Here is a 26,192-nt window from a genome sequence, read left to right as displayed (position 1 = left end):
AGGTCAGGGCTGGGTTTGAGAGGCAATGTAGGCGTCTATGCGGCGGCGCAGGATGGGCAGGGTTACCGTCCCCTGCTCCAGGACCAGGCGATGGAATTCGCGGATATCGAAATCCGCGCCCAGGGCCTTTTCGGCCCTGGCGCGCAATTCCCTCAGGGTGATCTCCCCCATTTTGTACGACAGGGCCTGCCCGGGCCAGGCAATGTAGCGGTCCGTTTCCGTATTGATCTCGTGCAGCGAAAGGGCGGTATGGTCGCGCATAAAGGCAACGGCCCGGTCCCGGCTCCAGCCCAGGGCATGGATGCCGGTGTCCACTACCAGGCGGCAGGCCCGCCACATCTCGTAGGTGAGTTGGCCAAAGCGCTCATAGGGCGTGGTATAGATGCCCATGTCCGCAGCCAGGTATTCCGAATACAGGCCCCAACCCTCCCCATAGGCGGAAAGGTAGAGGCGGCGGCGGAAACCGGGGATGCTGTCGGACAGCTCCCGGTTAAGAGCCCCTTGCAAGTGGTGGCCCGGTACAGCCTCATGGGCCGTCAGGGCCGGCAGCGTATACAGGGGGCGGCTATCCAGTTTATAGGTATTTACCAGGTAGGTGCCCGCCCGGGTTTCGGAAGCCGGGGGTACATAGCGCCCGCCGGTGTATTTGGGGGCAATGGCTGCAGGCACGGGTTCCACCCCATACGGCCGCCGCGGCAGGCGTTTAAAAAAACGCGGAAGTTGCCCGTCAATGCGTTTGGCAATATCACGGGCATGCATCAGCAGGGCCTGGGGGGTCTCTACATAAAATTGGGGATCGGTGCGCAGGAATTCCAGGAATTCGGCAAAACTGCCCTGGTAGCCCAGGGTGTCGATGATCTCCTGCATCTGGGCCTGGATGCGGGCCACTTCCTTCAGCCCGATCTCGTGGATATCCTGGGCGGTATACGCCTTGGAAGTGGTGTAGAAATCGATGCGGTTCTGGTAAAATTCGGCCCCGCCCGGCGTGGCGGATACCCCGATTTCCGTCCGGGCCACCGGCAGGTATTCCGTTTCGAAGAAGGTTTTGATGTTGCGGAAGGTAGGCACCACATATGCCGCAATTGCGGTTTGGGCCGCCTGCAGGACAGAATCCTTCTGGGTTGCGGTCATGGAAGCGGGCAGGTCCAGGAAGGGCTTGTAAAATGGGCTCTCCCGGAAGTCTTCCACAATGTGGTCGTTATAGGTGCTCTCATACCCCCGGAACATGGCTTTGGGCTGGGCTACCCCCCGTTTAAGTCCCTCCCGCATCAGGGTAAAATGCTGCTGGGCATATTCGGGCAGGGCGGCCAGCAACTGCAGGTAATTGCGGGCGTCCCGGTAGGAATTCAAGGGGCGGATACGGTAATTCAGGCTCAGGTGAAACCCCTGGTCTGCCTGTATGGGGTTCAGGTGCATGCCATAGTGGTACTGGTCTACCCGGTCCTGCAGTACAAAACGCAGCAATTCCAGGGAAATGCGGTCGGTTTCCCCCAGCCCTTCGCCGGAATAGGGTTCCAGCTCCTGCAGCAGGGTTTCGGCAAAACGGGCATGGTCCCGGTACCGGGCTTCGGTATGCAGCCCCAACGGGTATTCCTTCCAGTCATAAGGTTGGTAGGCTTCCCATTGGGCCATCACGGTATCCAGGGCAGTCTTGGCCCCCATGTCCTGAGCCGGGCTCCAGAACGCGGCCAGCGCGCAAAAGGCAAATACAAATTTTTTCATGATGACAAGCTTTCGCGGGTTTGTTTTCCATTAACCATGCGCCAGATGCCCAGGGGGTTCTCATCCCTCAGAGCAGGGGGCAGGAATTCGGCCGGCGCATTCTGGAAGGAGACCGGGCGCGCCCATCTCAGGATGGCATCGGTCCCCACAGAGGTATAACGGCTGTCAGTGGTAGCCGGAAAAGGCCCGCCGTGGTGCATGGAAGGGCAAACTTCCACCCCGGTAGGCACTCCGTTAAACAAAAGGCGGCCCACCTTGGCCTGCAGGGCCTCTATGGCCGGGCGGTATGTACGGAAAGCTTCGGTATCCCCGAGAACGGAACCGGTAAGCTGCCCCTCCAGGGCTGCGATCACCTTTTCTAATTCGGAGGCGTCGGCACACCCTACCACTAAAGTAAAGGGGCCAAAAGCCTCTTCCTGCAGGCCCGGGTTCCCCAGGAAATCCCGCCCCGAAACCGCTGCTACCGTAGCCGGCACCCGGTTTACCTCTTCCGGCGCGGCGGGGCCTTCAATTTCTTCTACCCCGGGCTGGCCCAGCAGGGCCTCCCGGATCTGGCGGTAGCGGGCCGCAATACCTGCGTCCAGCATGCAGCTGTTGGGCAGGGCCGACATGGCCTGGGCCAGCTCCCTTCGGAAGCGGTCCAACGCAGGCCCTTCCAGCCCCAAAAGCAAACCCGGGTTGGTGCAGAACTGTCCTGTACCCAGCGTTACGGATTGGGCATAAGCCGCCGGCCAGGCAGATCCTTCTTCGAGGGCTGGCGGCAGGAGCAGCACAGGGTTAATACTTCCCATTTCGGCAAAGACCGGGATAGGCACCTCGCGGTTTTCCGCCAACCGCGCCAGGGCCAGGCCACCGGCCCGGCTTCCCGTAAACCCGACGGCAGCCGTTGCCGGGTGCATCACCAGTTGTTCCCCCAGGGCATGGGTGCTGCCCTGCAAATGGGAAAAGACCCCTTCGGGCATCTCAGATTCCCGGGCCGCCTGCAGCATTACACGGGCCACCCATTCCCCGGTGGCCGGATGCAGCGGATGCCCTTTAACCACCACCGGGCAGCCGGCAGCCAGAGCCGATGCAGTGTCACCCCCGGCTGTGGAAAAGGCCAGGGGGAAATTGCTGGCGCCAAAGACCACTACGGGGCCCAGGGGCACGAGGCATTTGCGCAGGTCCGGCCTGGGCATCGGTTGCCGGTCCGGAAGGGCCGGTTCCAGGCGGGCGGCCACCCAGGAACCCTCCCTGGCCAGGGCGGCAAAGCTTCGCAACTGCCCCACGGTACGCCCCAGTTCGCCCCGGGCACGCCCTTCCGGTAATCCGGATTCTGCAGTGTACAGGGGAACCACCTGGTCCGCCCCACTTTCCAGGCCACTGGCTATGGCCTCCAGGAATACCGCGCGCTGCGCCCCGGAAAGGGAGGCATAGGGTGCGGCAGCCGCTGCAGCCAGTGCCATGGCCTGATCGGCTTCCTCCCGGGTGGCTTCCAGAAAGGTCCAGGGGTTAGGTTTGCCCGTGTCCGGGTTATGGGATGTAAAATGGGACTGACCTGCCCGGGATTCCGAAAATCCGATAAGCTGGCCTCCACTGATGGGATGTTGCATGGTGGTGCGTTATTTTTTGTGCGGGGGGTACCCCCCTAATCGATGCTTACAGTAAATGCTTGTATTCAGGCAATTCCGGACGGGAAGCCATCCCGAGACGGATCACTTCCAGCACCCGCTCCCGTTCGGCCCCGGCCAGGGGCAGGCGGGGCGGGCGCACGTTTTCGGTGCCCAGGCCCGTGGCTACTTCGGCCAGCTTGATGTTCTGCACCAGCTGGGGGCTGATGTCCAGCTCCAGCAGGGGCAGGAACCACTGGTAAATGGGCAGGGCCTCTTCCAGGCGGCCAGCCCGGGTAAGCGCATAGACAGCTACCGTCTCGGCCGGGAAGGCACAGACCAGCCCGGCTACCCAGCCATCGGCCCCCATGGCTATACTTTCCATCCCCAGGGTGTCCACCCCGGTCAGGATTTTAAGCCGGTCCCCGAAACGGCTGCGCAGGCGGGTCACATTGGAAACGTCCCGGGTAGACTCTTTCACGGCCTGTACTGTGGGGCAGTCCTGCAACATTTCGTCAAACATCTCCGGTGTTACCTCAATGCCGTAATCCACGGGGTTGTTGTAGATCAGGATAGGCAGGTCCGTGGCAGCTGCCACGGCCTTGAAATAGACCACGGTTTCCCGCGCCGTAGCCTTGTAGCGCATGGGCGGTAGCAGCATAAGCCCGGCTGCCCCGGTGGCTTTGGCGCGTTGGGCCGCTTCTACGGCGCCGCGGGTGGTTTGTTCTGCAATATTGACGATTACCGGAGCACGCCCGCCGGAAACCTTCAGGGCTGAGGCTACCAGCTGGTCCTTCTCCGCAGCCGTAAGGGTACTGGCTTCCCCCAGGGTACCCCCCAGGATAAGCCCGGATACGCCCGCTTCCAGTTGGGCTGCCACGTTTTTTTCGAACATGGGGAGGTCCAGTTGGTCCCCTTCGGTGAATTTGGTGGTGAGGGCCGGCATGACCCCTTGCCATTCGAATGCCATACGTTAAGATTTAAGTGCTAAAGATACACAACGGCATCCAATCCCCGCAGGGGTTTTAGCCATCCTTTTACCTTCGTTCAAAACCATTGGCCGACACAAAAGTTCCATTCGTCTACACTAGTTGCCCATCGGACGGCGTTATGGATGTAAGCGTGAGGATTGCCCTACTTTAGGAACTTATAATGGGGAAATTATAGTTATGAACGTACTATTCATTGAGGACGATGCGATCGAAAGCATGAAATTGCACCGAACCATCGCCAAATCCGAAACCAAACACCAGATTACCGAGGCCAAAAACGGGGAAGAGGCCCTGGCATATCTGCAATCCGGCAAACCCTTGCCGGACATCATCCTGCTAGACCTGAACATGCCGCGCATGAACGGCATCGAATTTTTACGCATCCTGAAAGCAGATGAAAAATTGCGGTACCTGCCCACGGTAATCCTGACCACCTCCCAAAACCGATCGGACCTGCTGGAATGTTATAAGGTGGGCATCGCCGGTTATCTCAGCAAACCCCTGAAATACGAGGATTACGAAGAGATGATCCTGCGATTCCTGAAGTACTGGGAGGTAAACGAACTGGTTAAATCCTGAGACATCCGAAGCGGAATCCCTGAGGTTCCGGAAATGTTTAATGTAAGAACTCAACACCCACCCAAATATGAAAGGGATCATTTTTACCGAGTTTCTGGAGATGGTAGAAGAAAAATTCGGCCTGGAAGTGGCAGACCAGATCCTGGAAAACACCTCCCTGGAATCCGGCGGGGTATATACCGCCGTGGGCACCTACGATTTTAACGAAATGGTGTCTTTGCTAACCGCCTTAAGCCAGACCGTTGAAATGGACCCTGGATCCCTGTTGTACGCTTTCGGGCACTACTTGTTTGGAGGCCTGGGAAAGGCCCACCCCGAGGTCATTGCCAGTTATAAGGACCCCTTGGAACTGATTTACGGCATTGAAGACCACATTCATGTGCAGGTGCGCAAACTCTACCCGGAGGCCCAGTTGCCCACCTTCACCATTCTGGACCGGAATCCGGACCATCTGACCCTGGTCTACCAGTCCGAACGGGGCCTGTACGCTATTGCTCACGGGCTGATGGAAAGTTGCTTCCAGCACTTTGACCAGCATGCCCAGGTAACCTACAAGTTACTTGAACCTAACGGTACCAAAGTAGAATTTCAGATTGTCCGCAATGGCTGAAAACCGGATTGAAATCCTGGAGCGGGCGTTGGAGCGCCAAAAAAAAGCCCGGCGGCAGGCGGAAAGCATCCTGGAGGTCAAATCCAGGGAGCTGTTCGACACGGCCCGCCAACTGAAGGAAGCCAACGAGCAACTGGAGGGGCTACTCAGTGAGAAAACCGCCGAGCTGCAGGGAATCTTTGTGAATATTGTGGATCCCTATGTGGTGATGGACACCTATGGGAATGTGATCCGCATGAACAGCGCCGCCAAGGAATTCCTGGGGTTCGACCATGCGAAAAACCCGAAGAACCTTACAGAGCTGGTCCACCCGGATTACGAGCAATACACCCGGGATTCCCTCAGGCAGCTCTTCCGGGACGGTTTCCTGAAAAATTACGTAGCCCGCATACAGGTGGCCCCCGGGCACGAACCCTTTGTGCAGATCAATGGCAGTGTCATTTACGACCGGGACAACAAGCCGGTTGCTGCCCAGGGTATTATCCGCGACATTACCCGGGAACGGGAAGCAGCCGACCTGATCCGGGAACAGAAACAGCAACTCGACATCATTGTGGACCACTCCCCCCTGGGGATTGTCCTTACTGTGGACGGCCAAATCATCAAAGCCAACCATGCCTTTGAGGTACTCACCGGGTATCCGCACCAGGAGGTGATCGGGAAAAAACTCGCTTCCCTGTCCACACCGGAAGATCCGGACCTTGGCGCCCGGCTGGAAAGGGAAATGGCCAGAGGAACACGGGATACCTACCACCTGGTTAAACGGTATGTCCGTGCCGATGGGCGGAACATCCTCGCCAAAGCCACCGTAAGTGCGGTTAGGGATAAAAATGGTAAAGAGGTATACCGGGTAAAGATATTGGAAGACATCACCCGCCAACGGGAGGCAGAATTGAAAATACACGCCTCCGAGAGCCGGCTCTCCAACCTGATTGAAAACCTGAACACGGCCGTGTTGCTGGAGGACCAGGATCGCAAAATTGCCCTGACCAACCAGCAATTCTGCGACATTTTTGGCATCACCGCACCCCCGGAGTCCCTCAAAGGGTACGATTGCGATACAGCCGCACGCCAGAGTATGGGGCTTTTTGAAGATGAAAACGGTTTCCTGGATCGCATCGATGAAATCCTGAAGGCCCGGGAACTGGTGCATGGGGAGGAGCTGCTCCTGAAGGACGGCCGTATCCTGGAACGGGATTATATTCCCATTTATTCGGACGAGCATTACCAGGGCCACCTCTGGACCTATTCAGATGTTACCCTGCCCCGCCTTTACAAGCAAACCATAGAACAGGAACGCAACAAATACGGCAGCATTATTGCCAATATGAACCTGGGGATGATCGAGGTAGACCTGGACGATACCATCCAGATGGTCAACAAGCGCTTCAGCCAGATGAGCGGCTATGGCGAAACCGAGCTGCTGGGCCAGACTGCCACGGAAATCCTTCGGGTAAGCAACAAGGAAATCATCCCTGAAATGCTCGAGCGGCGCAAGAAAGGATATTCGGATTCCTACGAGGTGGAAGTGGCCACCAAAAAGGGGGAACGCAAATACTGGCTGGTGAGCGGGGCGCCCCGTTACGACGAAAAAGGCCGGCTGGCCGGGACCATCGGCATCCACCTGGATGTGACCATGCAAAAGGAACTCGAAGCCCAAAAGGAACTCCTGCTGAAAGAACTCCAGGCCAGTAACCGGGAGTTGAGCGAGTACGCCCATATCGTATCCCACGACCTGAAATCCCCCCTGCGTTCCGTAAATGCCCTGGTGAGCTGGATGCAGGAAGACTACCGGGACAAGCTGGGGCCCGAAGGCCAATTACAACTGCAGATGATGCAGGACAAGATTGAGGGGATGGACCACCTGATTGACGATATCCTGCGCTATTCCAGTATTCAGCAGGATGCTGCAGCCCAGGAAGAAGTAGACCTGAACCAGGTGGTTTCCAATATCCGTGAAATTATTTTTATTCCAGACCATGTGCGCATTGTGATTATGGATGAGCTTCCGGTGATCCGGGCCATCCCGGCCCAGATGCACCAGTTGTTCCAAAACCTGCTCAGCAATGCCGTAACCCACATTGAAAATCCGGAAGGCCTGGTAACCGTGGGCTGCCGCGATATTGGGGACTTCTGGGAATTCTACGTGGAGGACAACGGGGTGGGTATCCCCCCGGAATACCACCAGAAGATCTTCCAGATGTTCCAGTCCATTTCAGGGAAGCGAAAAGGCACAGGTATTGGTTTGTCCATCGTTAAGAAAATCACCGAACTCCACGGGGGCGAAGTACGGGTAGCCAGTACTCCGGGGCAGGGCACCACCTTTACTTTTACTATAAGGAAGCAATAAGCAATATGGAAACCCCCAATATGGATTACCTGAACGCCCTGGCCGGGGACAACCTGGAATTCCGAGAACGCTTTACGGGCATCCTGAAATCCGAGTTCCCCGGAGAGCGGCAGGCTTACGAAAAAGCCCTGCAGGAAGGGGATTTCGAAGAAGCCCGGCTCATGGTGCATAAGCTAAAGCACAAAATCAGTATTTTAGGCCTGAAAAAGGGATATGCCCTGGCCGAAGACTACGAAGAACACCTTCGGGAAGGCCGGGATGCCTACCCTGCCGAATTTGGGGAATTACTGGACTGCATGGCGCAGTTCTTAAACGAACTCTAGACTATGACCTGTATTATCATCGACGATGAAGCCGCGGCCCGTGCCATTATCCGCCAACTCTGCGAGGGCATCCCGGACCTGGATGTGATTGCGGAATTTGAAAATGCCATAGACGCCATCAAGTTCCTGAACAAGGACGAGGTTGATGCGGCCTTTCTGGATATCCACATGCCGGGATTTACAGGTTTTGACTTTATAGAGACGGTACGCCACCCCCCAAAGGTAGTGCTGACCACCTCCGATGCCCAGTTTGCCCTGGAATCTTATGAGTACAACTCCGTAGTAGATTACCTGGTAAAGCCGGTGCTGCCGGAACGCTTTGCCAAGGCGGTGGACAAGGTCCGGGCCCAACTCAAGCAGAAGCCGGCCGGGGAGGCCTCATCCAATGCTCCTGCCCCCAAATCCGGGGAACACGGTAATGAATTGTTCGTGAATATCGACCGCCGCCTGATCAAAATCCTGTTCGAGGACATTCTGGTAATTGAGGCCGAAGGCGACTACATCCAGGTCAAGACGGAGAAGGAGATCATCCGGGTGCACAATACCCTGAAAAGCATCAAGGGCAAACTGCCGGAGAGCATCTTTTTGCAGATTCACCGCTCTTATATCATCAACCTGAAGCGCATCATCGACATCGAGGACAACAGCGTGCTGATCGGTAAGCACGTGATCCCCATCAGCCGTTCCAACCGGCCGGAACTGATGCGCCGCCTGAATTTACTTTAATCCCTTCTCCGGGTTGAATAACAGCTTAGCGACCCGGTAACGGATTCGAAATCCCGCTTCCCCGAATTCAAACCCCGCTGCATTGCTGGAGGCCTGGCTGCTGTACTGCCCGTACAGAGCGGTTTCCCAACGTTTGCCCCAGAGGCGGGTGAACTCCAGGCGGGCCCGAAAGGTACCCTGTGCAGGCAGGGCCTCTATGCGCTGTGCCCCCAGGGCCGCCATGGCCATCAGGCGGGTTTTCTCTCCCAGGTCCGGGCGGTATTCCGCAAAACCGTCCCAGGCTACATAGCGCCCAGGGCTGAAATACTGTTCGGGCCGTTGTTGGGCAAAACCCAGGTACTGCCCGTTTACCCCCAGTTTGAGCACGGGTTTGGTGAGCGGTTCCGCATAGAGGGAAGCGAAGACCGCATCCCCGGTATTTTTGTCACTTTGGCGCTGGTGGATCCACTGGCCAAAAAAGCCCAGACCAAAGGTAGTTTTCAGGTGGTAGTTGCCCCCCATTTGTTCCATCAGGAGGTTTTGCGCCAGGAGTTGTGCGTTGAAATCCTGCACCTTGCGTTGGTAGAACACCTCGGCGTTCTGTCGTGGAAAGGGTTGGAACTGCAACCCCAGTCGGCCTTCCGGCCGGAACACCCCGCCTTCGGAAAGCAACGTCTTAAACCCGCCCAGGGAGGCCTGCAAGACGGTATGGGGCATCATCTTCAGGCGTATGGAGGCCTGGGCCGATTGGGTCTCTGCGCGGATACCCGCCACGCGGTTCTCCGTCAGGCGCTGCCCGAACTGCAACCCGGCTTCCCAGCGACCGGAAAGCGGCAGGCGCACCTGGAAGGTGCTGAAATAGGCCTGGTTTTTCCCGTTGTCAAAACTCACGCCCGAGGTATTGGATACCTCAGGGGAAAACCCATTGCGGACTTTCTCCACAAATTGCTGTACATCCTGCTGGCCGGTGAAGATACGTGAAGCCCGCCAGCCTGCCGCCAGGGCCTCCACGGGCCGGTCCGCGGCAAAGAGGGCATTGGCCCGTCCCAGCAAGCCGTCAAATGAGCTGCTGTCTGCATGCAGCAGGCGATCATAGGCGTTCAGGCTTTTCCGAAACTGCCCGGTGTACATTTCCAGGGTTGCCGAAAGGGCGGCATGGGTACCGCTGGGGGCAACGGCCTTTTGCCTCCGCAATTCGATACGAGCCTTGCCATAACGCCGGTTCCAGATCAGGGCCTGCACATAGCGTTCCCAGGCCGGCCAATACTGGGTATCTGCAGGCCTTTCCTGTACCTGCTCCCATCCCTTGCGGGCCCATTCCAGGGCTTTAGCCGGACGGCCTTGCAGGTGCCAGGCCAGGGCGCGGCCCCGCCAGGCTAGCAGGGTATCACCCAGGGCCTCCAGGGTGGTGTAACACGCCTGTGCCTGCCCATACGCCTTGGTTTGCAGGAAATAATCCGCGCGCAGGTGGTGTACGTCCCGATCCCCGGGTCGTGCCAGCCGCAGGGTATCCAGCAGGGCTTCCGCCCTGGCGTATTGTTGCCCCTGCATGGCCTGGTACGCCCATCCCATCCGGATGTATTTTTGGGAGGTGAGCGCCTCCGGATTTCCCGGTTGAAGACCCAGGGCCAGGGTAACCAGGGAATCCGCCCGGGGATATTCTTTCAGGTTGGAAAGCGTATTGGCCAGCCCGAGCAGGACCCCGAATTGCTTCGGGTACCGGGTCATCAGTTCCTGGTAATAGGGTTTGGCCTCGGCATACCGCCCGTCCCAGAGCAGGGCTTCGGCATAGTTCAGTTCCAGTTCCAGGTCGCCCGGGTACTGCTCCAGCAATTCAGAGAAAATCCCACGGGCACGCCCCGGGGCCCCGTCCAGGCCCACGGCCCGGCCCAGGCATAAACGGGCGGTGCGGTTGGCCGGATCGGCCTGCAGGTAGGCGTCAAAAAAGGCAGCGGCGCTTTGGTAGTTTCCCGCTTCCAGCAGGGCAAAGCCCGCTTCCATGGAAGGCTGGGCCTGTAGTCCTGCCAGGGGCAGGCCCAACAGCAGGGCGTAAAAGATTCGTTTTACAAGCATAGGTCATAGGGTTGCATTCCAGGGATTACGGGCGTTTTTTGTGCCTCTAAATCCCTGGTATAAAAGTACTTCCACCCCCTTCCTTTTTGGAAGTCAGTTACCTCCCGTTCGTCTACAGTAATAGGGCATCCGGCGAACGCCAGCCCTGAACAAGGGCTAAAGCGCCCAATTTTGTTGGGAATTCCGGGGCATGGAGGTGCTCCGGATAAAACCGGATTCATGCGCTCAACCGTATTGCTGGCGCGGCAACTCAGCCCCCAGCGCATCTTTATGCTCAGCGCCCTGTTGGTTAACGGGGGGAACTACCTCTACAACCTGATCCTGGGCCGGTGGCTGGGGCCCGAGGCCTTTGCCCGAGCCGCCCTGCTGATTACCTTATTACTGGTGGTGGCCTTTATCGGGATGACCGTACAGCTCACCGCCGCCAAATACCGCAGCGAATGGGATGGCTCGCGCTGGGATCGCTTTCACGGCTGGTTCCGCAAACGCGCCCTTTGGGCCGGGGTCGCCATTGGCCTGGCCATGGTGCTGACCCACCCCTACCTGGCAAGCTGGTTCCATTTTGAAAATGGGCTGCCCTTTATCGCATTTGGCCTGGGTATCCCCCTGTATTTTGGGATGAGCTTTTCCCGGGGCCGGCAGCAGGGTGCCCAGGATTTTATCGGGCTGTCCGTAAGCTACCAGGCCGAAATGTGGGCCCGCCTGCTGCTTACCGCCCTGTTGCTGTGGCTCCTGCCTTCTGCTCTGGCGGTTGGGGTGGGCATTGCCGCCTCCTTTCTTTTCGGGTGGGTGGCACCCCGCGGTGTGGTACAGGATAAGGCACGGGCTGTGGAGGCTCCGCTGCCCGCAGACCGAACCCTGGTGTACCGCTTTATAGGGATGACCGCCCTCTACGAGTGTTCCCAGATCCTGATCAACAACGGGGATATGGTGCTGGTTACCCATTTCTTCGACCCGCATACGGCCGGGCAATACGCCTCCCTGGCCCTGGTGGGGCGGGTAGTGTACTTTGTAACCTGGATGTTTGTGATGGTGCTGTTGCCGGAGGTGATCCGCCAGCGGAAAAACGGGGTGGATACCCGCCCGCTGCTGATGCGCCACGGCCTGATGGTAGGGTTGTTTTCCGGGGCGGCCGTTTTGGGTTGCTTCCTCTTCCCCGAGGCCACCATTCGCCTGCTGTTCGGAGAAGCCTACCTGGAACTGGCCGGCCTGCTGGGCCCCTATGCCCTGGCTACGGCTTGTTTTGCCCTGGCCAACCTGTTTACCTATTACTTCCTGTCTTTGGACCAGTATACCCCCATGTGGATCGCTGCCGTCCTTGGGGCCTTGCAAATTACGGCGGTAGCCGCCTATCACCCTACCCTGGATGCCGTAGTCTGGCTGCAGGTGGGCTGTATGGGGACCCTGCTGATTATACAGTTGGCCTACTTCCTGTTACGGGGCGCCCCCCGGGCCTGATCCTGTACTTTCCCACAAAAATATGACCCGGCCACTACCGGGTTTTTTGCTGTAAAAAGGACTTAACTCCCTCTATGAACGGTGTTAAAATCCGACTAAGTGCACAGCGGCTTATGGCTGCATCTATTCCATTCGTCTACACCAAGTTGCATTTGAACACGGCCGGCCGGACCGGCTTCCTTTAATTAAAGAGTTTTGGAGGGTAAATGAAAAAGTAACCCGAGAATACATTTGAACCATGATCACACGCACCCTCTCCAAGTCCTTTGCTCCCGAACAGGTTTTCCTGGGCAGCATCCTCTTTGTCCACTTTGGTGTTTATGTATTTAACCTGGTGATGGGCCGCCTGCTGGGGGCCGACCTTTTTGCCGATGCGGCCCTGGTCCTTACCCTGGTTATGGGGATTGCCTTCCTGGGACTTACCTTCCAACTGACCATGGCGCAGGTATTGCCCCAACTGGAAGAAGGGCGCCGGGAGCATATGATCCAGCTGCTAGGGCGCCGCGCCATCCTGGCCGGGTTGGTCCTGGGGTTTGCCATGATCTTCTTTGCCGGTTCCCTGCAGAACTTTTTCAATGCCGCCAGCCCCTATACCTTTGTGATCCTCGGCTTCGGGCTTCCGGTATACCTTTTTATGTGCGTCTCCCGCGGCAGGCAATTTGCAGGCAATGACCTGTTTGGCCTGTCCATGTCCTATGGCACCGAGCTGTGGTCCCGACTGCTGCTCACCCTGGTGCTTCTGCTGGTGGCCCCCTGGGATCCCATCCTGATCCTGACCCTGGGCATGGTCCTTTCCTTTGTGCTGGGCCTGGTGCCCATCCGTACGCGCAAGGACCCATTCTCTGCCATAGCCTTCCCCAACCTGTCCGAGGTAAAGGAACTGAACCGCTTTTTGGCCCTTTCGCTCTTTGCCCAACTCACCCAGTACTTTATCAACCAGGGCGATGTGTTCTTTGTAAAGCACTTTGCCACCAACCTGGACGCTTCCCAGTTTATGGCCATGAAAATGGTGAGCCAGACCATCTATTTTATCGGATGGGGGTTTGTGGCCTATATGCTGCTGCGCAACCTACGGCAAACCGTTACCATGCACGAGCGCCTGGACCTGCTCTACCGGCAGCTCGGGATTGCCGCCGGAGTCTTCAGCGTCCTGATTGTCGGGGCCAGCCTGTTTCCACAGCACATCATGAATTTTATGCTGGGCGGGGCCTACCTGGACATCAGCCCCCTGCTCTGGAAATACGCCCTGGGGGTGTCCCTGTTCTCCCTGAGCAACATCATCGTATACCACTTTGTGGCTATCCGCAACTATATCCCTGTGGTGCTGTCCTGCAATTATGGGTTTTTACAACTCATCTTCCTGTCTACCATCTGCGACACCATGGAAGAAATCGTAAACATCCAGATCATCTGCATGGCCGCCCTGCTAATCTTCCAAATCGCCTACTTAATGCTATTTAACCGGAGTGAATAACTCCAGTGCTTTTTTCGTGTTCGTTACGGGGGCCGGATCTGATCCGGCCTTCTTTTTTTTCCGAAACCAAAGCCCGTTCGCCCCTGTTTTGCCTTAGCCGACGCATCTTCCCCATTCATCTACACATACCGCCCGCCAGCCTATATCGGGCTATTTACCCCCCGGATTTGCCGCATCTTTGACTTCGAATTCAAACCCCACTCCACCTATGAAATTAGCTGTCATCACCGCTTATCCCTCCAGCAAGGTTACCTTGTCTGAATACGGATACCACCTGGTGAAACACTTTCGCAATAACCCTGAAATCAGTGAGCTGATCCTGCTCACCGACCAGAGCGATGCCCCCAAAGACATTGAAACCGACCACCCGGGTTGCCGGGTAAAAGTGGTCCCCTGCTGGGCCTTTAACGACTGGAGCAACCTCTGGCGCATCCAGAAGGCCCTGAGCCAGCATCGCCCGGATGCCGTGCTGTATAACCTGCAATTCCTGAAATTCGGAGACCAGCGCATCCCAGCTGCCCTGGGGCTGTTTTCCCCCATGGTTACCCGCTGGCGCGGCTTCCCCACCGTGACCCTGCTGCACAACATCATGGAAACCGTAGACCTGGAAAATGCCGGCTTTACCGCCAACCCCATCAAACAGTGGGCCTATCGCCAAATCGGCAACCGGCTTACGCGCATTGTCCTGCAATCCGATGTCCTGGCCCTGACCATCAGCAAATACGTAGGCATCCTGGAAAAGAAATTCGGCGCCCGGAACATTACCCTGGTGCCCCACGGTTCCTTTGAGATCCCGGAAGAACCGGATTACCGCCTGCCCGAAGGGCCCCGCCAAATCATGGCGTTTGGCAAGTTTGGCACCTACAAGAAGGTAGAATCCCTGATTGAGGCCGTGGAAATCCTTCGCGCCCGCACCGATTTTGACCTGGAAATTGTCATTGCCGGCACCGACAGCCCCAACACCCCCGGATACCTGGAAGGGGTGGCCCAAAAATACGCCCATGTGCCCGGTTTGCGCTTTACCGGCTACGTTGCCGAAGCGGATGTTCCCGCCCTGTTTGCGGAGGCAGCCGTAGTGGCCTTCCCCTACACCTCCACTACCGGAAGCTCCGGGGTTTTGCACCAGGCCGGCAGTTATGGTAAAGCCGTGGTGCTGCCGGATATCGGAGACCTGGGCATCCTGGTACGGGAAGAAGGCTACAAAGGGGAATTCTTCGAACCGGAAAACCATAAATCCCTGGCTGAGGCCCTGGACCATATCCTGAGCTTCCCCGCCTACCGGATGCACCTGGGGAAAGCAAATTACCGGGCGGCCTGTTCCCTGCCCATGTCCGTGATTACACAGCGCTACATTGACCTGTTCAAGGCATTGATCCGCGGGCGGCAGGAAGGCTTTGCATGGCAAACCCTGCTAAAAGAGCCCGTTTACGAGACTGAAGACATTTAAGATCATAGGTTGAGTTCCTTCGAAGGGGAGCCGATACTCCGGTATCGCTCCCCTTCACTTTTTGGGGCCGGGCGCAAAGACCCGGGCCGCCGCCTTAGGTGTCCCGTCCGGCAGCAGCAGCCCGAAATGCTTCTGAGGGGCCCGCCGCCAGGGCAACTGGCCGACCACCTGCCGGGGCACCTCCTCATAGTCGTATAGCGTCCAGCAGAGCAAGGGCACCCCCAGATTTTGGGCATCTTTATAGACGGCCTGTACATAGGCTGCCTGGGCCTGTTGAGAACCGCGGAACAGGTTCCAAACGCCCCCGTAAGAGCTGCGCCCGAATTCCCCCAGCATCAGGGGTTTGGTAACCCGGGCCTTTAAGGCCTGTACCTGGTCGGTAAATCCTTCGGGTTCCGTGTAGAAGTGAAAAGAAATGAAATCGACCTGGCTTTCCATTTGCCCGGCTGCCGCAGGGGCAGACCACCCGATGGTACGCGCCACCCCGGGCTGCCATTCGTGCAGCTTCGCACTTAATACCCCCAGCCAGGCCAAAACCCGGTCGCGGCCCCGGCTTTCGAAATCCAGGTCGGGTTCATTTTTGAGGTCCCAGGCCAGCAGGGCCGGGTGGCTCCCCACATGGTCGGAGACGGCCCGGGCATGGGCCAGGGTGGCCGGCCAGTCCGGCAGGCTGTAATCCCCGTAAAAATCGAAGAGGGTCAGGATCACCTTCACGTCCTGCTGCCGGGCCTGGTCCAGGAAATCCTCCAGGTGGCCCAGGTAAGCCTGGGAGGGCCGGGGACCCCCTGAGGCCGCATAGGGGAAAAAGACCCGAACCGTGGTAAAGCCCATGGCGCGGATGCGCTGCAGGTCCGCCCGGTTTACATCCGGGTCATAGGCCGGGCCAAAATGGTCCCAGGGCTGGGCGGCCGGATAATAATTTACCCCCAGGACCCCGGAGAGATCTACCTCCGGAATTTCCTGTTCCTGCATGGGGGTGGCCAGCTCTTGCGGTACAGGTACTTCCCTGAGGTTGCGGATGCGCCAGAAGCCATCCTCCAGGAGGAGGACCACTTCCTGGGCGGTATATACAGCCTCCTCCGAGACCACCTCCCCGTCCTGAAGGTACTGCCGAAAAAGCTCGGCACCTTCGTCCCGGATTACGGCCAGGGTCTGGTCGGCGCTCATAAACAGGGGGCGCAGGCGGTGGGAGAGGTTTACCTGCCGCACCTCCAGGCCCGTATCCCGGAACAACCGGAGTTGGGCCCCAACTTTTGCGGCGGCGCTGTCCGTGTAAATATCGCCCAGCCAGGCCGGGCTGCCGGTGGCCATGGCCTGGTTCCGGTAGGCCCAGGAAGTGAGGTAATCCCGAAGGATTTCAGAGCGGTGGTGGGGCTTGAATTCGGGATGCGGGGCCAGGCTGTCCAGCCAAACCGCCTCCTGGGGGTGCAGGCGCAGGCTGCGGCTGTCCTGCAGCAGCTGGCTGCGGTCCGCCCCCGTGTTCAGGTAACTCCACACCCCCCCAATGCCCAGCAGTACCAGCGCATTGACCAGCAGGAATGACAGGAGTATACCTGCCCGGCGTATCGGTTTATTCCAGCCCATCGCGATCGGTGTTTAAACGGGTTTCGCCCTGCCAGTCCCCGCAGCGCAGCAGCAGCCGATACCGGCCCGCCCCTACCTCCGTAGCTGGAAAGCGCAGACTGGCCTGCCCGTCCCGCAGCCAGGCCAGGCGGGTAAGTACAGTATCCCCCTCCGGACTTTCCAGACGGGCATTTACGGGAAAGCCGTCCGGCGCCAGGCCACCTGCCAGGGAAGGGACGGGCCCGATTTCCACCAGGCGTCCATTCGGAGCAACCACAAAGGGCACCTCCACCACTGCCGGGAGAAAGGCCAGTTCCAATGGCCGGGATACGACCCCGCCCGCCGCGGCAGCGGTAATCCGCCATTGGGTAGCCCGGTTCGGGAAGGGCACGTCAATTTCGGCCAGCCCCCTGAGGGCGGCTCCCTGGGTCCGGGTTTGGTTCCCCAGGGAATCGGTCAGGCGGAATTCCACCCAGGTCCCATCCGGAACCGGGTTGCCCCATGCATCCCGTAGCGGGCCAGCCGCCAGGTGGAGCAGGCTGTGTCCGTCTGCCACATCATGCGGACGGGTAGCCAGCAGGGTTAAGCTATCAGGGATACCGGCCATTACCCGAACTTCGCGGCGTTTGGAACGGATATCCCCATGGCGGGCATCCAGGTAGCGGATCCCAGTGCGCTGCCCGGGGCCCAAACGGCGATAAGCCATGAGGTGGCTGGCGCGGTCCGTTGCAGTTTCCCGGGAGCCATCCCCGGATACCGTCAGGGAAAGTGCGGTGCCATCCGGCAGGGGATTATCCCAGACATCCACGGGCAAGACTATAAAATCCCCATAGGGGTCCTGCCCGATACGCAAATGGGATGGGCCGGCATAACTCTCCAGCACTTCCGGGCGTTTTTCCGAAGGTTGGATCTCCACTACCCCGCTGGCCAGCAGGGTATTCCCCTGCCCCATCCGCCACCGCAAGGGCCCGGCAAACCGGGTAACTTCCAGGGGCACCCGGGCCAGGTATACCTCCCCATTGCGTTCCAAAGGAATGCCCAGGGCACCCCAGGGATTGGATACAAACGTCCAGGGCGTTTCCAGGGCGGCGGAGGCCCTGAAGGAAAGGGTAAGCGCTTCCCCGGCCCCAAGGGAATCCGGTGCTTGTACGGTAACCCCGGGCAGTTCAGCATCCAACACAGGGAGAAGGGCAGGCTCCTGCCGGCAACCCCAGGCCATAGCCAGGATCGGGAGCAGAGTTACCAGGCGGATGTTAGCGCGGCACCCCCACATAGGCGTTTACTTTTACGTGAATATAGGAAAAGCCCCTGCCGGGCACCGGCAGCAGCTCCGGGGCCTGCAGGGCCTCGGGAAACCGGGGTGGCGGGGTCAGGTTGCCCTGGTCTGGCGGCCAGGCCTGCAGGTGGGTGAGGTCCGGCAGCTCCAGGCGAAAAGGCTGCCGCCGCTGTACGCGTACGCTGGCTTCCAGATATTGGCTGTCTACCCACAGGGGCTGCCCCTGGGCATCGTAATAGGAGATCAATAACTGGACAATGGTGGCCTCCTGTATCCCCAGGTTATGCACGGTACCGGATAGGGTTTGGGGGGTCAGGGTATCCACCTCCAGGGCCAGGTGGTGATAGAGGTCCTGGGTGGCCTGGTTGCCTTCCGAGAGCACTTCGAATGCACCCGGCATCTCTGCCAGGTCCAGGGGCTGGAACTGGTCCGGGTTATAGGTCAGGGGCTTGCTTGCCGTAGCCACCCGCCAGGCGATGTCCTGGAACCGCACCCGAAAGGGACTGCCCTCGCCCGGCAGTAACTGGTGCTTGAGCACCTGCCCGGCATTATAGCGGGCCAGTTCCGTACCATCTGCTCCCAAAAGCCGGCCTGTGAGGGTCACATCGGCCGGGTAGGCATCGATGTTCTGCACCCATCCCACTACGGAGTAGGTGCTGTCCGCCTCAAGGACGCGGGTCTGGTAGACTTCTGTCCGGGGCCTGCGCAAGACATCTTCATGGTGGGTTTGCTGGGTGGTAACCCGCCTGCGGCCGTGGTTGAAATAAGAGACTTCCCGCTGCTCTACCCACTGCTGCGGGGGCAGGTCGGGATCCCGGGGTTCGGGCAGCAGGTACCACCGGCCACCCCGTTCCACCAGGTCGTGCACCCGCTCCTGTTCCACTACCCGCAGGGGGGTTACATACCGCACCTGGGCACGTACCCGGGCCTGGTTCCCTTTCCGCCCTTCTACCCGGGGGCGGACCGATTCCAGCTTGGCATATGAACTCAGCAGCCCATCCCCCACGGAAAGCTCCAGCAGGTACTGGTCCAGGCTCAGGCCGGCTTCCGGGTCCAGGTAGGCATGTGCTTGTTCAAACTCCTTAAAATCCACCGCGTCGTAATAGGCCTGCACGGCCTTTTCCGGGCTGGCTTGCAGCAGGCTGTTGCGGTACAGCATCAGGGCCAGCAACAGCAAGGCAGCAAAAACGACCCACCCCCAGGCCTGGGAAAGCAGTAGCATGGGCCGCCGCATCCCGGAATAGGACCAGGCGGAATACCCCGGGTGGGTACTGGGAACCCTTCGGCTGAGCCAGGTGGCCGTCAGCCCCCACTGAATGCAAACCAGGTAGGCCACCAGGGCACTCAGGGGCGGCACCACCCCCCACCAGAGGTTGAGAAGGCGGGAAGGTTCCGGGCGCGGCAAAAGGTTGGGCAGGGGGGCTACCCCGGCCCGTTCCCAGACCATAATGCCGTTCTCCAGCAACTGCAAGCGGCGCCAGCCGGAGAAATAGAGCAGGGGGTCGTAAAACTTATCATTGGAAAAAATAAACTTCAGGTGGTATTTTTCCGGGACGGTCAGGAACTGCTGCAGGGAGCCCAGGCCTTCCAGCCCCCGGTATTTGGAGTTTTCCAGGCGCTCCACGGCCCGGGAGGTAAGCTCGGGCAGGCGGCGGGCAGAGTGGTAGTTGCCGTCTACGGAAAGGGCATTGGTCTGGGCGGAGAGCCAGGCCATCTGGTCGCCAAAGCCCAGGGTGAGGTAGCGCCAGTGGTCGTGCATGTCCTGGTTCAGGAAGTTCACGATAGGCAACATATTGATGCGTTCCGGCTGGGAGGGCCTGAAATACCCCAGGCTCATGGTGAAGACCGCCATAAAAAGGTAGGCCCCAAAGAAGCCCCCGCCTACCAGGCGGTGATAATTGCTGCCATAGCGACTCAGCCAGATTTCGCGCAGGTCCCCGGCCAGATAGCGGTATACCAGTTCGGCCAGCATGGGCAGGCTCATCATGGAGGCCCAAAGGGTAAAGCGGTCCAGGGTCAGGATGTTAAAGGCGTTTTCCCCCAGCAGCATCCGGGGAAGGGGCGTGGTACCCCCGGTGCCCAGCAGGGTAAGCAGGGCCAGGGATAGCCCGTAAAACAGATACCTTTTGCTAAAATAGCGGTAGAAAATATACGGCAGGAATAACAGCAGGGCCCCCCAGGGAATCAGGAAAAAGACCAGGCCGGAGGAAAACACTTCCAGGTAGTTGTCCCGGCTGCCGTGCGGGATGGGGACCTGGGTAATCGGATTGGCCTTGCTATTAAGCCAGTACGGAAGGATCAGCACCACAATGAGTACCAGGGTAGGCAGGCCAAAGGCCATCAGGCGCCCCAGGCTGCGGCGCAGCACCCGCCAGAAGGCCAACAGGTTTACCTGGCGTACCCCCCCGCGCTCCAGGGCAGCCAGGTCCATCACGGCCATCCCCAGGGTGGGGAAAATAAAAAAGACCATCCCGAAGATGGGGGTAACGTGGTGGGAACACACCGTGGCCCCGATCAGGGCCAGGGCCCGGAACAGGTAGCGGCGGTTCCCGTAGCGCACCCAACTGTAAATCTCGGGCAGGGCGTGCAACAGGAGGGACAACCCTACCAGGCTGGGCAGCTGCCCGAACAGGTGGAGGGTTTCCACCAGGGCCGAACAGCAGGTGGCCAGCAGGGCCGCCGTACCGGCAATTCGCGGGTTGCCGGTCAGCATCAGGGAAAAGCGGTACATGCCCGTAATAAAGAGGACCACCGCCAACAGGGCCATCAGGTAGAGCCCGAACTTTAGCCCGCCCGCCATGGCGAAAAAGGCCATGGCCTGGTGGACCAGGGGCGGGTACCCCTGAACCGTAAAGCCGGTATACCAGCGGGGTTCCCAGGCTTCGAACCAGTGCTGCAGGTAGTGGTCGGCAAAAAACAGGTGTACCAGCGCATCGTAGGTGTCCTCCAGGGTAAAAAAGATGGCGGAACCGTGGAAGGCCAGGCCAATGCCCAGGGCCAGCAGCAGTAAATTATTGGTTTTTCCCACAGGTTGGTTTACAGCGTACTTATAACACCTTAAAAGTAGGGATATTGTCCCGTTCTGCCCCATTCATTCACCGCAGGGCCCTTACCATTCGTCTACACAACCGCCCCCCTCGGGCCAATTCCGCGGGGAAGACACCCTTAAGCCCCTAGTTTTGCCCCCTACATGGAACTCATGATCCCCCGGGATCGCCCCCAAATCTTAAACCTATGCAGATTTTAATTATTGATGACCAGCAACTGGTAAGGCTCTCCGTGGAAAAGTACCTCCGCGACCAGGGCTATGCCGTAACCGCTGTGGCGGATCCCTACACCGCCATCAGCCTGCTGGGTCAGGAACGGCCAGACCTCATCCTGCTCGACATCAACATGCCCGGGATGTCCGGGCTGGAATTCATCCGCAAGATCCAGACCATGCGCGTGGCTTCCGTGCCCGTCATGATCCTCTCCGGAAACGTTCAGGAAAAAGTGATCAGCGAAGCTTTTGAACTGGGCGCAGTAGATTACATGAAAAAGCCAGTAAGCCTTTCAGAACTGGCCGCGCGGGTGCGTAACCTGCTGGGCTGCCCCCTACCCTACGTGCACCCCTATTCCCGTATGGGGACCTCCCGGGTGCAGGAGCATTGCGTGGGCGTGGTCATCCCCTGTTACAACGAAGGCGACCGCCTGCAGGAAGAGATCTTCCAGGAATTTGTGGACCGCAACCTGGGGTACCACCTCTGTTTTGTGAACGACGGCAGTACCGACAACACCCTGGAGGTGCTGCAGCGCATCCGAAAGGGGCGTGAAAACCAGATCAGCATCCACGATTGTGCCCAGAACGGCGGCAAGGCCGAAGCCGTGCGCCAGGGCATGCTGCACCTGGCCCAGGACCCGCAACTGGATTATATCGGCTTTCTGGACGCCGACCTCAGCACGGATTTCACCGATTTTGACAACCTGGTACAGACCCTGAAAACCGGGCCGTACGGGGTTGTGAGCGGCTCGCGTATCCAGCGGATGGGCGCCAATATCACCAAGGAATCCGCCCGGGCGGTCATCAGCAAGGGAATTAACCTGCTAATCCGCACCATCCTGGGGATGCCGTTCAAAGACACCCAATGCGGCGCCAAGGTAATGCACCGCCAGCTGGTCCCCTCCCTGTTCCGCGAGGCTTTTGTAACCCGGTGGATCTTTGACGTGGAACTCTTTATGCGCCTGCGCCAGCAATTCGGGCGGGATACTGCCCGCGAAATGATCTGTGAGCTGCCCCTCACGCGCTGGATCCATGCCGACGGGTCCAAACTGAGCATGCGCGACAGTCTGAAAATCGGATTCCAGCTACTGAAAATTGTAAAAACCTATCTCTGGCAACCCCGCCCGCAAACCTCCCGCACGGAGGTAGAGGTAACGGAATTCCCCGCCGTACCGGTGGCGGAGCAGGTGCCGAGTGAAACCCATTAACTACCCAAGCTTACTAAACACTAATCACACTGCAATGAAAGACAAAGAAGAACGCCCCCTGTCCGGATACCTGTTCCTGGTGGATTCCGAACGCAAGTTCCGGATTGAAAACGTACGCATCCTGGACCATGCCATCTCCTTTAGTATCCGGTCGGTGATGTAACCAGGCCTGGGCGGGGCAGCCTTATGCCAAGGGTAACCCTTGTTACTGTACAGCGGATGACCCGGGTCTACCTTTGTACAAAATTAATCACAAAATATGACCCTATGGAACATATGAATGCACCTGAAAGCATCAACCTGATGCCCAGGATCGGCGATACAGCCCCGGATTTTGAAGCCCTGACCACCAAGGGGAAAATTAAATTTTCCGAATTTGCCCCGGACAAATGGGTAGTACTGTTTTCGCACCCGGCAGACTTTACCCCGGTTTGTACTACCGAGATGAGCGGTTTTGCCCAGCGGAAGGCCGAATTTGACGCCCTGAATACAGAATTGATTGGTCTGAGTATCGACAGCATCCACGCCCACCTGGGATGGGTACAAAACGTACGGGAAAACACCGGCGTATACTTCGATTTCCCGATTATCGCAGACCTGGATATGAAAGTGTCCAAGCGCTACGGTATGTTGCAGCCCAATGAGAGTGAAACTGCAGCCGTACGGGCGGTCTTTTTCATCGACCCGGCCAAAAAAATCCGGCTGATCATGTACTATCCGCTGAATGTAGGCCGGAATATGGATGAAATCCTGAGGGCCCTGGAAGCGTTGCAGGTTTCAGACAAGCACCGGGTAGCCCTTCCCCTGGATTGGAAGCGGGGCGAAAAAGTAATTGTGCCCCCGCCTAAAACCCTGGACGAGCTCAATACCCGACTGGCGGATGAAACCCTGGAAAAAGTCGACTGGTACCTGGCCAAAAAGGAACTGCAGAACTAAGTCACCTGAAACTAAAAGAAAAAGCCCTCCATATCCGGAGGGCTTTTTTGGTTTTAGAGCGTATACTTCAGGTAGACCGAAAGATTCCTCCCGGGCTCCCGGATACGGTTTCCGGATACTTCTCCCTGATTCGTCAGTGCAAAATTCAAATGGTCGTAATAGGAATGGTTCAGCACATTAAGGGCTGCTAAACCCACCTGCATTTGCGGGGTGGGGTTAATCCCCAGGCGCAGGTCTACCAGGCCATAGCCAGGGGTTTCGGTTTCCCCAAAGGAAGGCGCCAGTAACGTTTGTTTGGCAGTAAACCGGAAATCCGCCCTGGCCCAGTACCGGCTCTTCTGATACGCCAGCCGGAAAGTTCCGCTAAACGGCGGAGTCAGGGGCAGGGCTTCTCCCAGGTCCCGGTTCCGGGAATAGACATAGGCCAGGTTTACTTCGGTACGCAAACCCGGCCACAGGGCTAATCCCAACGCGCCTTCAAACCCGGTTTTATACGCCCGCTCCAGATTGATGAAGCGTTTAACCTCCGAAGGCTCTGCATTGGGCATGTATTTCCGGCTGAGGCTGGGGTCGATCACTGCCATGATGTAATCCGAAAGCGCGCTGTAAAAGGTAGAAAGTTCATAGGATACCGGCCCAGCAGGCAGGTTCCACTCCCCTTTAAATCCCACCTCTGCCTGGTGGTTTACTTCTGCGCGCAGGTTGGGGTTCCCCACGTACTCATAAGGATCCTGTCCTACCGTAAAATGATTGATATACCGTTCGATCATCCCAGCGGGGCGCACGCCACGGCCCAGGGCTATCTCCAGCAGCAGGCCGGGATTCAGGCGTGTCCTCAGGGAGAGGTTGCCCGAAACATATCCCGCGGCACTATACCCCAGGTTGGGGTAGAGAGCCTGAAAATCCGCCTCGGGATCCCGGATATCGGACCAGACGGCATCCATGCGCACTCCAGCCGTAACCTGGCCTGACGGGAAGGCCGCCCACCGGGTTTCCAGGTAGGTGCCGGCCTGGTTTACATAGCTGTCCTGCCAGATTTTGTCGGTATAGGCCATGGGCTGCGCCAGGGGCATCCCCATCATGTTGCGCTTGACCAGCCGGTCCCGGTTGCCGTCTCGTGCCACGGCATTCAGGTCTGCCCCCAGGTACAAATCCAGGGTGCCTCCGGGTTTCCAGCGGGATTCCAGACGCCCACCCCAGGAACGTGCCTGCACCTTTGCTATGGCCTCCATGGTTTCGTAGTTGGGACGCAATTCATTGGTCATCAGGTGATCCACAAAGGCGTGGTAGGCCTTGGCGAAAATCCCGCGAAAGGCCTGGCTATTGGCGCGCCAGGTATAGTCTGCAGACAGCACGGAAGAGTTGTCGTATTCCGTATCCATGGGCAGGCCTGCATGTAAGACATCCCGTCCAAAGGATTGGCGCCAGTTCATTTCCACCCGCTGCCGGGCAGTAAAATTATGGCCCAGCTGCAGTTTGTAATCCAGGCTTTCAAAGGACGCGGGGACGGCTTGGCCATCGCCATCCGTATAATCCCCAAAATCCCGCCATCCCAGGTTGGCGCCCAGGTCGGTGTGTTCCCAGACCTGTTGCAGCCGCAGGGTGGTGAGGTAGGAATCCCCATTGGATTCGTACCCGCTGCTCAGGGCGCCATGAAGGCCGGTTCCGGCTTCCCGCGGGTCCTGGGTCACCAGGTTGATCAGCCCGGCAAAGACCGGACCATACCGCACGGTAAAAGGGCCCCGCACCAATTCAACCCGCTCGATTTCCTCGGGGCTTACATGGGTGGTTATGGGATCCATCCGGTTGGGACAGGCATGCATCACCCGGGTGCCTGCATCGAATTGTACATTGAGTTGTTCGTATTGGGCTGCACGGAACGCCGGGTCAATGGCATAATTCCCCCTGCGGATCAGATGGAATCCGGGAAGGTCTCCAAAAAGGTCGGCCACATTCCGAGGCTGCACCACGTTCTGGGAAAGGTCCTGGGATTGTTGTGTCATGGCCGGGTCTTCCATACTGTTGCCCACCACGATAACTTCATTAAGCCGGTACAGGGGTAACCCCAGCGTATCGGCAGGATCGGGCAGAGGATGTTGTTGCCCCCATACCCAAAATGGCAAGCTGCATAGCAGCACTACGCCAAATGTTTTCATAGTTCTAAAGGGTAATAATGAGTAAATACCTTTAGGCCCCTTGCCAAAGTGGCGGGGCCTTCTGTTTCAACCTATGGCAGGGAGCACTGGAGGAGGTCGAAAACAATAGGTAAGCGGCTGATAGGCATACCGCTGGTTCCAGGCATCGGCAGGCTGGTCCTTCTCCGGAGCGAATCGGGAATTTTCCCGCTGTTCGGCTGCCCAGAATAGACGGATTTCACTCCATTTAAGCATGGGCATTGCCGGTTCCTGGTCTGCCTCCTGTTCCGCTTGCATCATTTTACTCAGGTAGCATTTCCCGTCGCAGTTCATTTCCGGTTTGTCCTTGTTCTCGCAGAGGCGTGCAATAAAGTCGGATTGGGCCACCATATAATAGGCGTAAATCACGGGGATGCGCAGCACAGCCGTCCAGAGCAGGAAAGAAAAGAATAGGCCTATATAAGCCGTCCGGGGGAACATGAGGCAAAGGTAT

At 58.3% G+C, this 26,192-nt stretch carries 20 protein-coding genes; 11 read left to right on the top strand and 9 right to left on the bottom strand.

From position 1 onward, the window contains the following. Window positions 1-3: 3 nt before the first annotated feature. The 3 genes from OZ410_RS13690 to OZ410_RS13680 are packed head-to-tail and all read right to left on the bottom strand — an operon-like array spanning window position 4 to window position 4,281. Window positions 4-1,722, bottom strand: a complete 1,719-nt coding sequence (locus tag OZ410_RS13690; protein ID WP_277708581.1) for a DUF885 domain-containing protein — start codon at window positions 1,720-1,722, stop codon at window positions 4-6. After that, window positions 1,719-3,314, bottom strand: coding sequence for an aldehyde dehydrogenase (NADP(+)) (locus tag OZ410_RS13685; RefSeq protein ID WP_277708580.1), 1,596 nt, complete (start codon window positions 3,312-3,314; stop codon window positions 1,719-1,721). Before OZ410_RS13685 ends, OZ410_RS13690 begins: the two co-directional genes overlap by 4 nt. Window positions 3,315-3,360: 46 nt before the next feature. Further along, on the bottom strand, window positions 3,361-4,281 hold the full coding sequence (locus OZ410_RS13680; RefSeq protein ID WP_277708579.1) for a dihydrodipicolinate synthase family protein: 921 nt from the start codon (window positions 4,279-4,281) through the stop codon (window positions 3,361-3,363). A 199-nt stretch (window positions 4,282-4,480) separates the two neighbouring features. On the opposite strand from OZ410_RS13680, the gene OZ410_RS13675 reads away from it, so the two are divergent. The 5 genes from OZ410_RS13675 to OZ410_RS13655 all read left to right on the top strand — a co-directional run bounded on the left by OZ410_RS13675 (window position 4,481) and on the right by OZ410_RS13655 (window position 8,891). After that, window positions 4,481-4,882, top strand: a complete 402-nt coding sequence (locus OZ410_RS13675) for a response regulator (RefSeq protein ID WP_277708578.1) — start codon at window positions 4,481-4,483, stop codon at window positions 4,880-4,882. A gap of 67 nt (window positions 4,883-4,949) precedes the next feature. Continuing rightward, entirely contained in the window at window positions 4,950-5,492 is a 543-nt protein-coding gene (locus tag OZ410_RS13670; RefSeq protein WP_277708577.1) for a heme NO-binding domain-containing protein, read from the top strand. Further along, on the top strand, window positions 5,485-7,842 hold the full coding sequence (locus tag OZ410_RS13665) for a PAS domain S-box protein (protein ID WP_277708576.1): 2,358 nt from the start codon (window positions 5,485-5,487) through the stop codon (window positions 7,840-7,842). Before OZ410_RS13670 ends, OZ410_RS13665 begins: the two co-directional genes overlap by 8 nt. 5 nt (window positions 7,843-7,847) lie before the next feature. After that, complete coding sequence (locus tag OZ410_RS13660; RefSeq protein ID WP_277708575.1) at window positions 7,848-8,165, top strand: Hpt domain-containing protein; 318 nt, start codon at window positions 7,848-7,850, stop codon at window positions 8,163-8,165. 3 nt (window positions 8,166-8,168) lie between these two features. Beyond that, window positions 8,169-8,891 carry a LytR/AlgR family response regulator transcription factor gene (locus OZ410_RS13655; protein ID WP_277708574.1) on the top strand — a complete coding sequence of 241 codons (723 nt, stop codon included), beginning with the start codon at window positions 8,169-8,171 and terminating at the stop codon, window positions 8,889-8,891. On the opposite strand, the gene OZ410_RS13650 is transcribed toward OZ410_RS13655, so the two are convergent. Then, complete coding sequence (locus OZ410_RS13650) at window positions 8,883-10,943, bottom strand: tetratricopeptide repeat protein (protein ID WP_277708573.1); 2,061 nt, start codon at window positions 10,941-10,943, stop codon at window positions 8,883-8,885. The genes OZ410_RS13655 and OZ410_RS13650 overlap by 9 nt on opposite strands. 219 nt (window positions 10,944-11,162) lie before the next feature. On the opposite strand from OZ410_RS13650, the gene OZ410_RS13645 reads away from it, so the two are divergent. The 3 genes from OZ410_RS13645 to OZ410_RS13635 all read left to right on the top strand — a co-directional run bounded on the left by OZ410_RS13645 (window position 11,163) and on the right by OZ410_RS13635 (window position 15,322). Further along, the gene (locus OZ410_RS13645) at window positions 11,163-12,401 is read left to right on the top strand and encodes an MATE family efflux transporter (RefSeq protein WP_277708572.1); all 1,239 of its coding nucleotides are present in this window, start codon (window positions 11,163-11,165) and stop codon (window positions 12,399-12,401) included. Between the two features lie 238 nt (window positions 12,402-12,639). After that, complete coding sequence (locus OZ410_RS13640; protein WP_277708571.1) at window positions 12,640-13,875, top strand: MATE family efflux transporter; 1,236 nt, start codon at window positions 12,640-12,642, stop codon at window positions 13,873-13,875. 208 nt (window positions 13,876-14,083) lie between these two features. Further along, on the top strand, window positions 14,084-15,322 hold the full coding sequence (locus OZ410_RS13635) for a glycosyltransferase (RefSeq protein ID WP_277708570.1): 1,239 nt from the start codon (window positions 14,084-14,086) through the stop codon (window positions 15,320-15,322). Between the two features lie 54 nt (window positions 15,323-15,376). On the opposite strand, the gene OZ410_RS13630 is transcribed toward OZ410_RS13635, so the two are convergent. From OZ410_RS13630 to OZ410_RS13620, 3 genes are read right to left on the bottom strand one after another with little or no spacing between them, the layout of a single operon-like run. Continuing rightward, window positions 15,377-16,906 carry a glycosyl hydrolase gene (locus OZ410_RS13630; RefSeq protein WP_277708569.1) on the bottom strand — a complete coding sequence of 510 codons (1,530 nt, stop codon included), beginning with the start codon at window positions 16,904-16,906 and terminating at the stop codon, window positions 15,377-15,379. Continuing rightward, window positions 16,893-18,158, bottom strand: coding sequence for a hypothetical protein (locus OZ410_RS13625; RefSeq protein ID WP_277708568.1), 1,266 nt, complete (start codon window positions 18,156-18,158; stop codon window positions 16,893-16,895). The genes OZ410_RS13630 and OZ410_RS13625 overlap by 14 nt, the downstream gene beginning before the upstream one ends. Beyond that, a complete protein-coding gene (locus OZ410_RS13620; RefSeq protein WP_277708567.1) occupies window positions 18,139-21,189 on the bottom strand; it encodes a hypothetical protein in 3,051 nt (1,016 codons plus the stop codon). The genes OZ410_RS13625 and OZ410_RS13620 overlap by 20 nt, the downstream gene beginning before the upstream one ends. Before the next feature lie 206 nt (window positions 21,190-21,395). Between OZ410_RS13620 and OZ410_RS13615 the strand changes: the two genes are divergently transcribed. From OZ410_RS13615 to OZ410_RS13605, 3 genes are all read left to right on the top strand, one after another. Then, complete coding sequence (locus tag OZ410_RS13615; RefSeq protein ID WP_277708566.1) at window positions 21,396-22,628, top strand: response regulator; 1,233 nt, start codon at window positions 21,396-21,398, stop codon at window positions 22,626-22,628. Between the two features lie 34 nt (window positions 22,629-22,662). Next, window positions 22,663-22,791, top strand: a complete 129-nt coding sequence (locus OZ410_RS13610; RefSeq protein WP_277708565.1) for a hypothetical protein — start codon at window positions 22,663-22,665, stop codon at window positions 22,789-22,791. Window positions 22,792-22,895: 104 nt separating this feature from the next. Further along, window positions 22,896-23,564 carry a peroxiredoxin gene (locus tag OZ410_RS13605; protein WP_277708564.1) on the top strand — a complete coding sequence of 223 codons (669 nt, stop codon included), beginning with the start codon at window positions 22,896-22,898 and terminating at the stop codon, window positions 23,562-23,564. A 53-nt stretch (window positions 23,565-23,617) separates the two neighbouring features. On the opposite strand, the gene OZ410_RS13600 is transcribed toward OZ410_RS13605, so the two are convergent. Further along, on the bottom strand, window positions 23,618-25,720 hold the full coding sequence (locus tag OZ410_RS13600) for a TonB-dependent receptor (RefSeq protein ID WP_277708563.1): 2,103 nt from the start codon (window positions 25,718-25,720) through the stop codon (window positions 23,618-23,620). A gap of 66 nt (window positions 25,721-25,786) precedes the next feature. Continuing rightward, entirely contained in the window at window positions 25,787-26,179 is a 393-nt protein-coding gene (locus OZ410_RS13595; protein WP_277708562.1) for a hypothetical protein, read from the bottom strand. Between the last annotated feature and the right edge of the window lie 13 nt (window positions 26,180-26,192).

The organism is Robiginitalea aestuariiviva (genome assembly GCF_029537735.1).
Lineage (GTDB): Bacteria > Bacteroidota > Bacteroidia > Flavobacteriales > Flavobacteriaceae > Robiginitalea > Robiginitalea aestuariiviva.
Note: the sequence above shows the minus strand (reverse complement) of the source record. Positions and strands in the feature narration are given on the sequence as shown.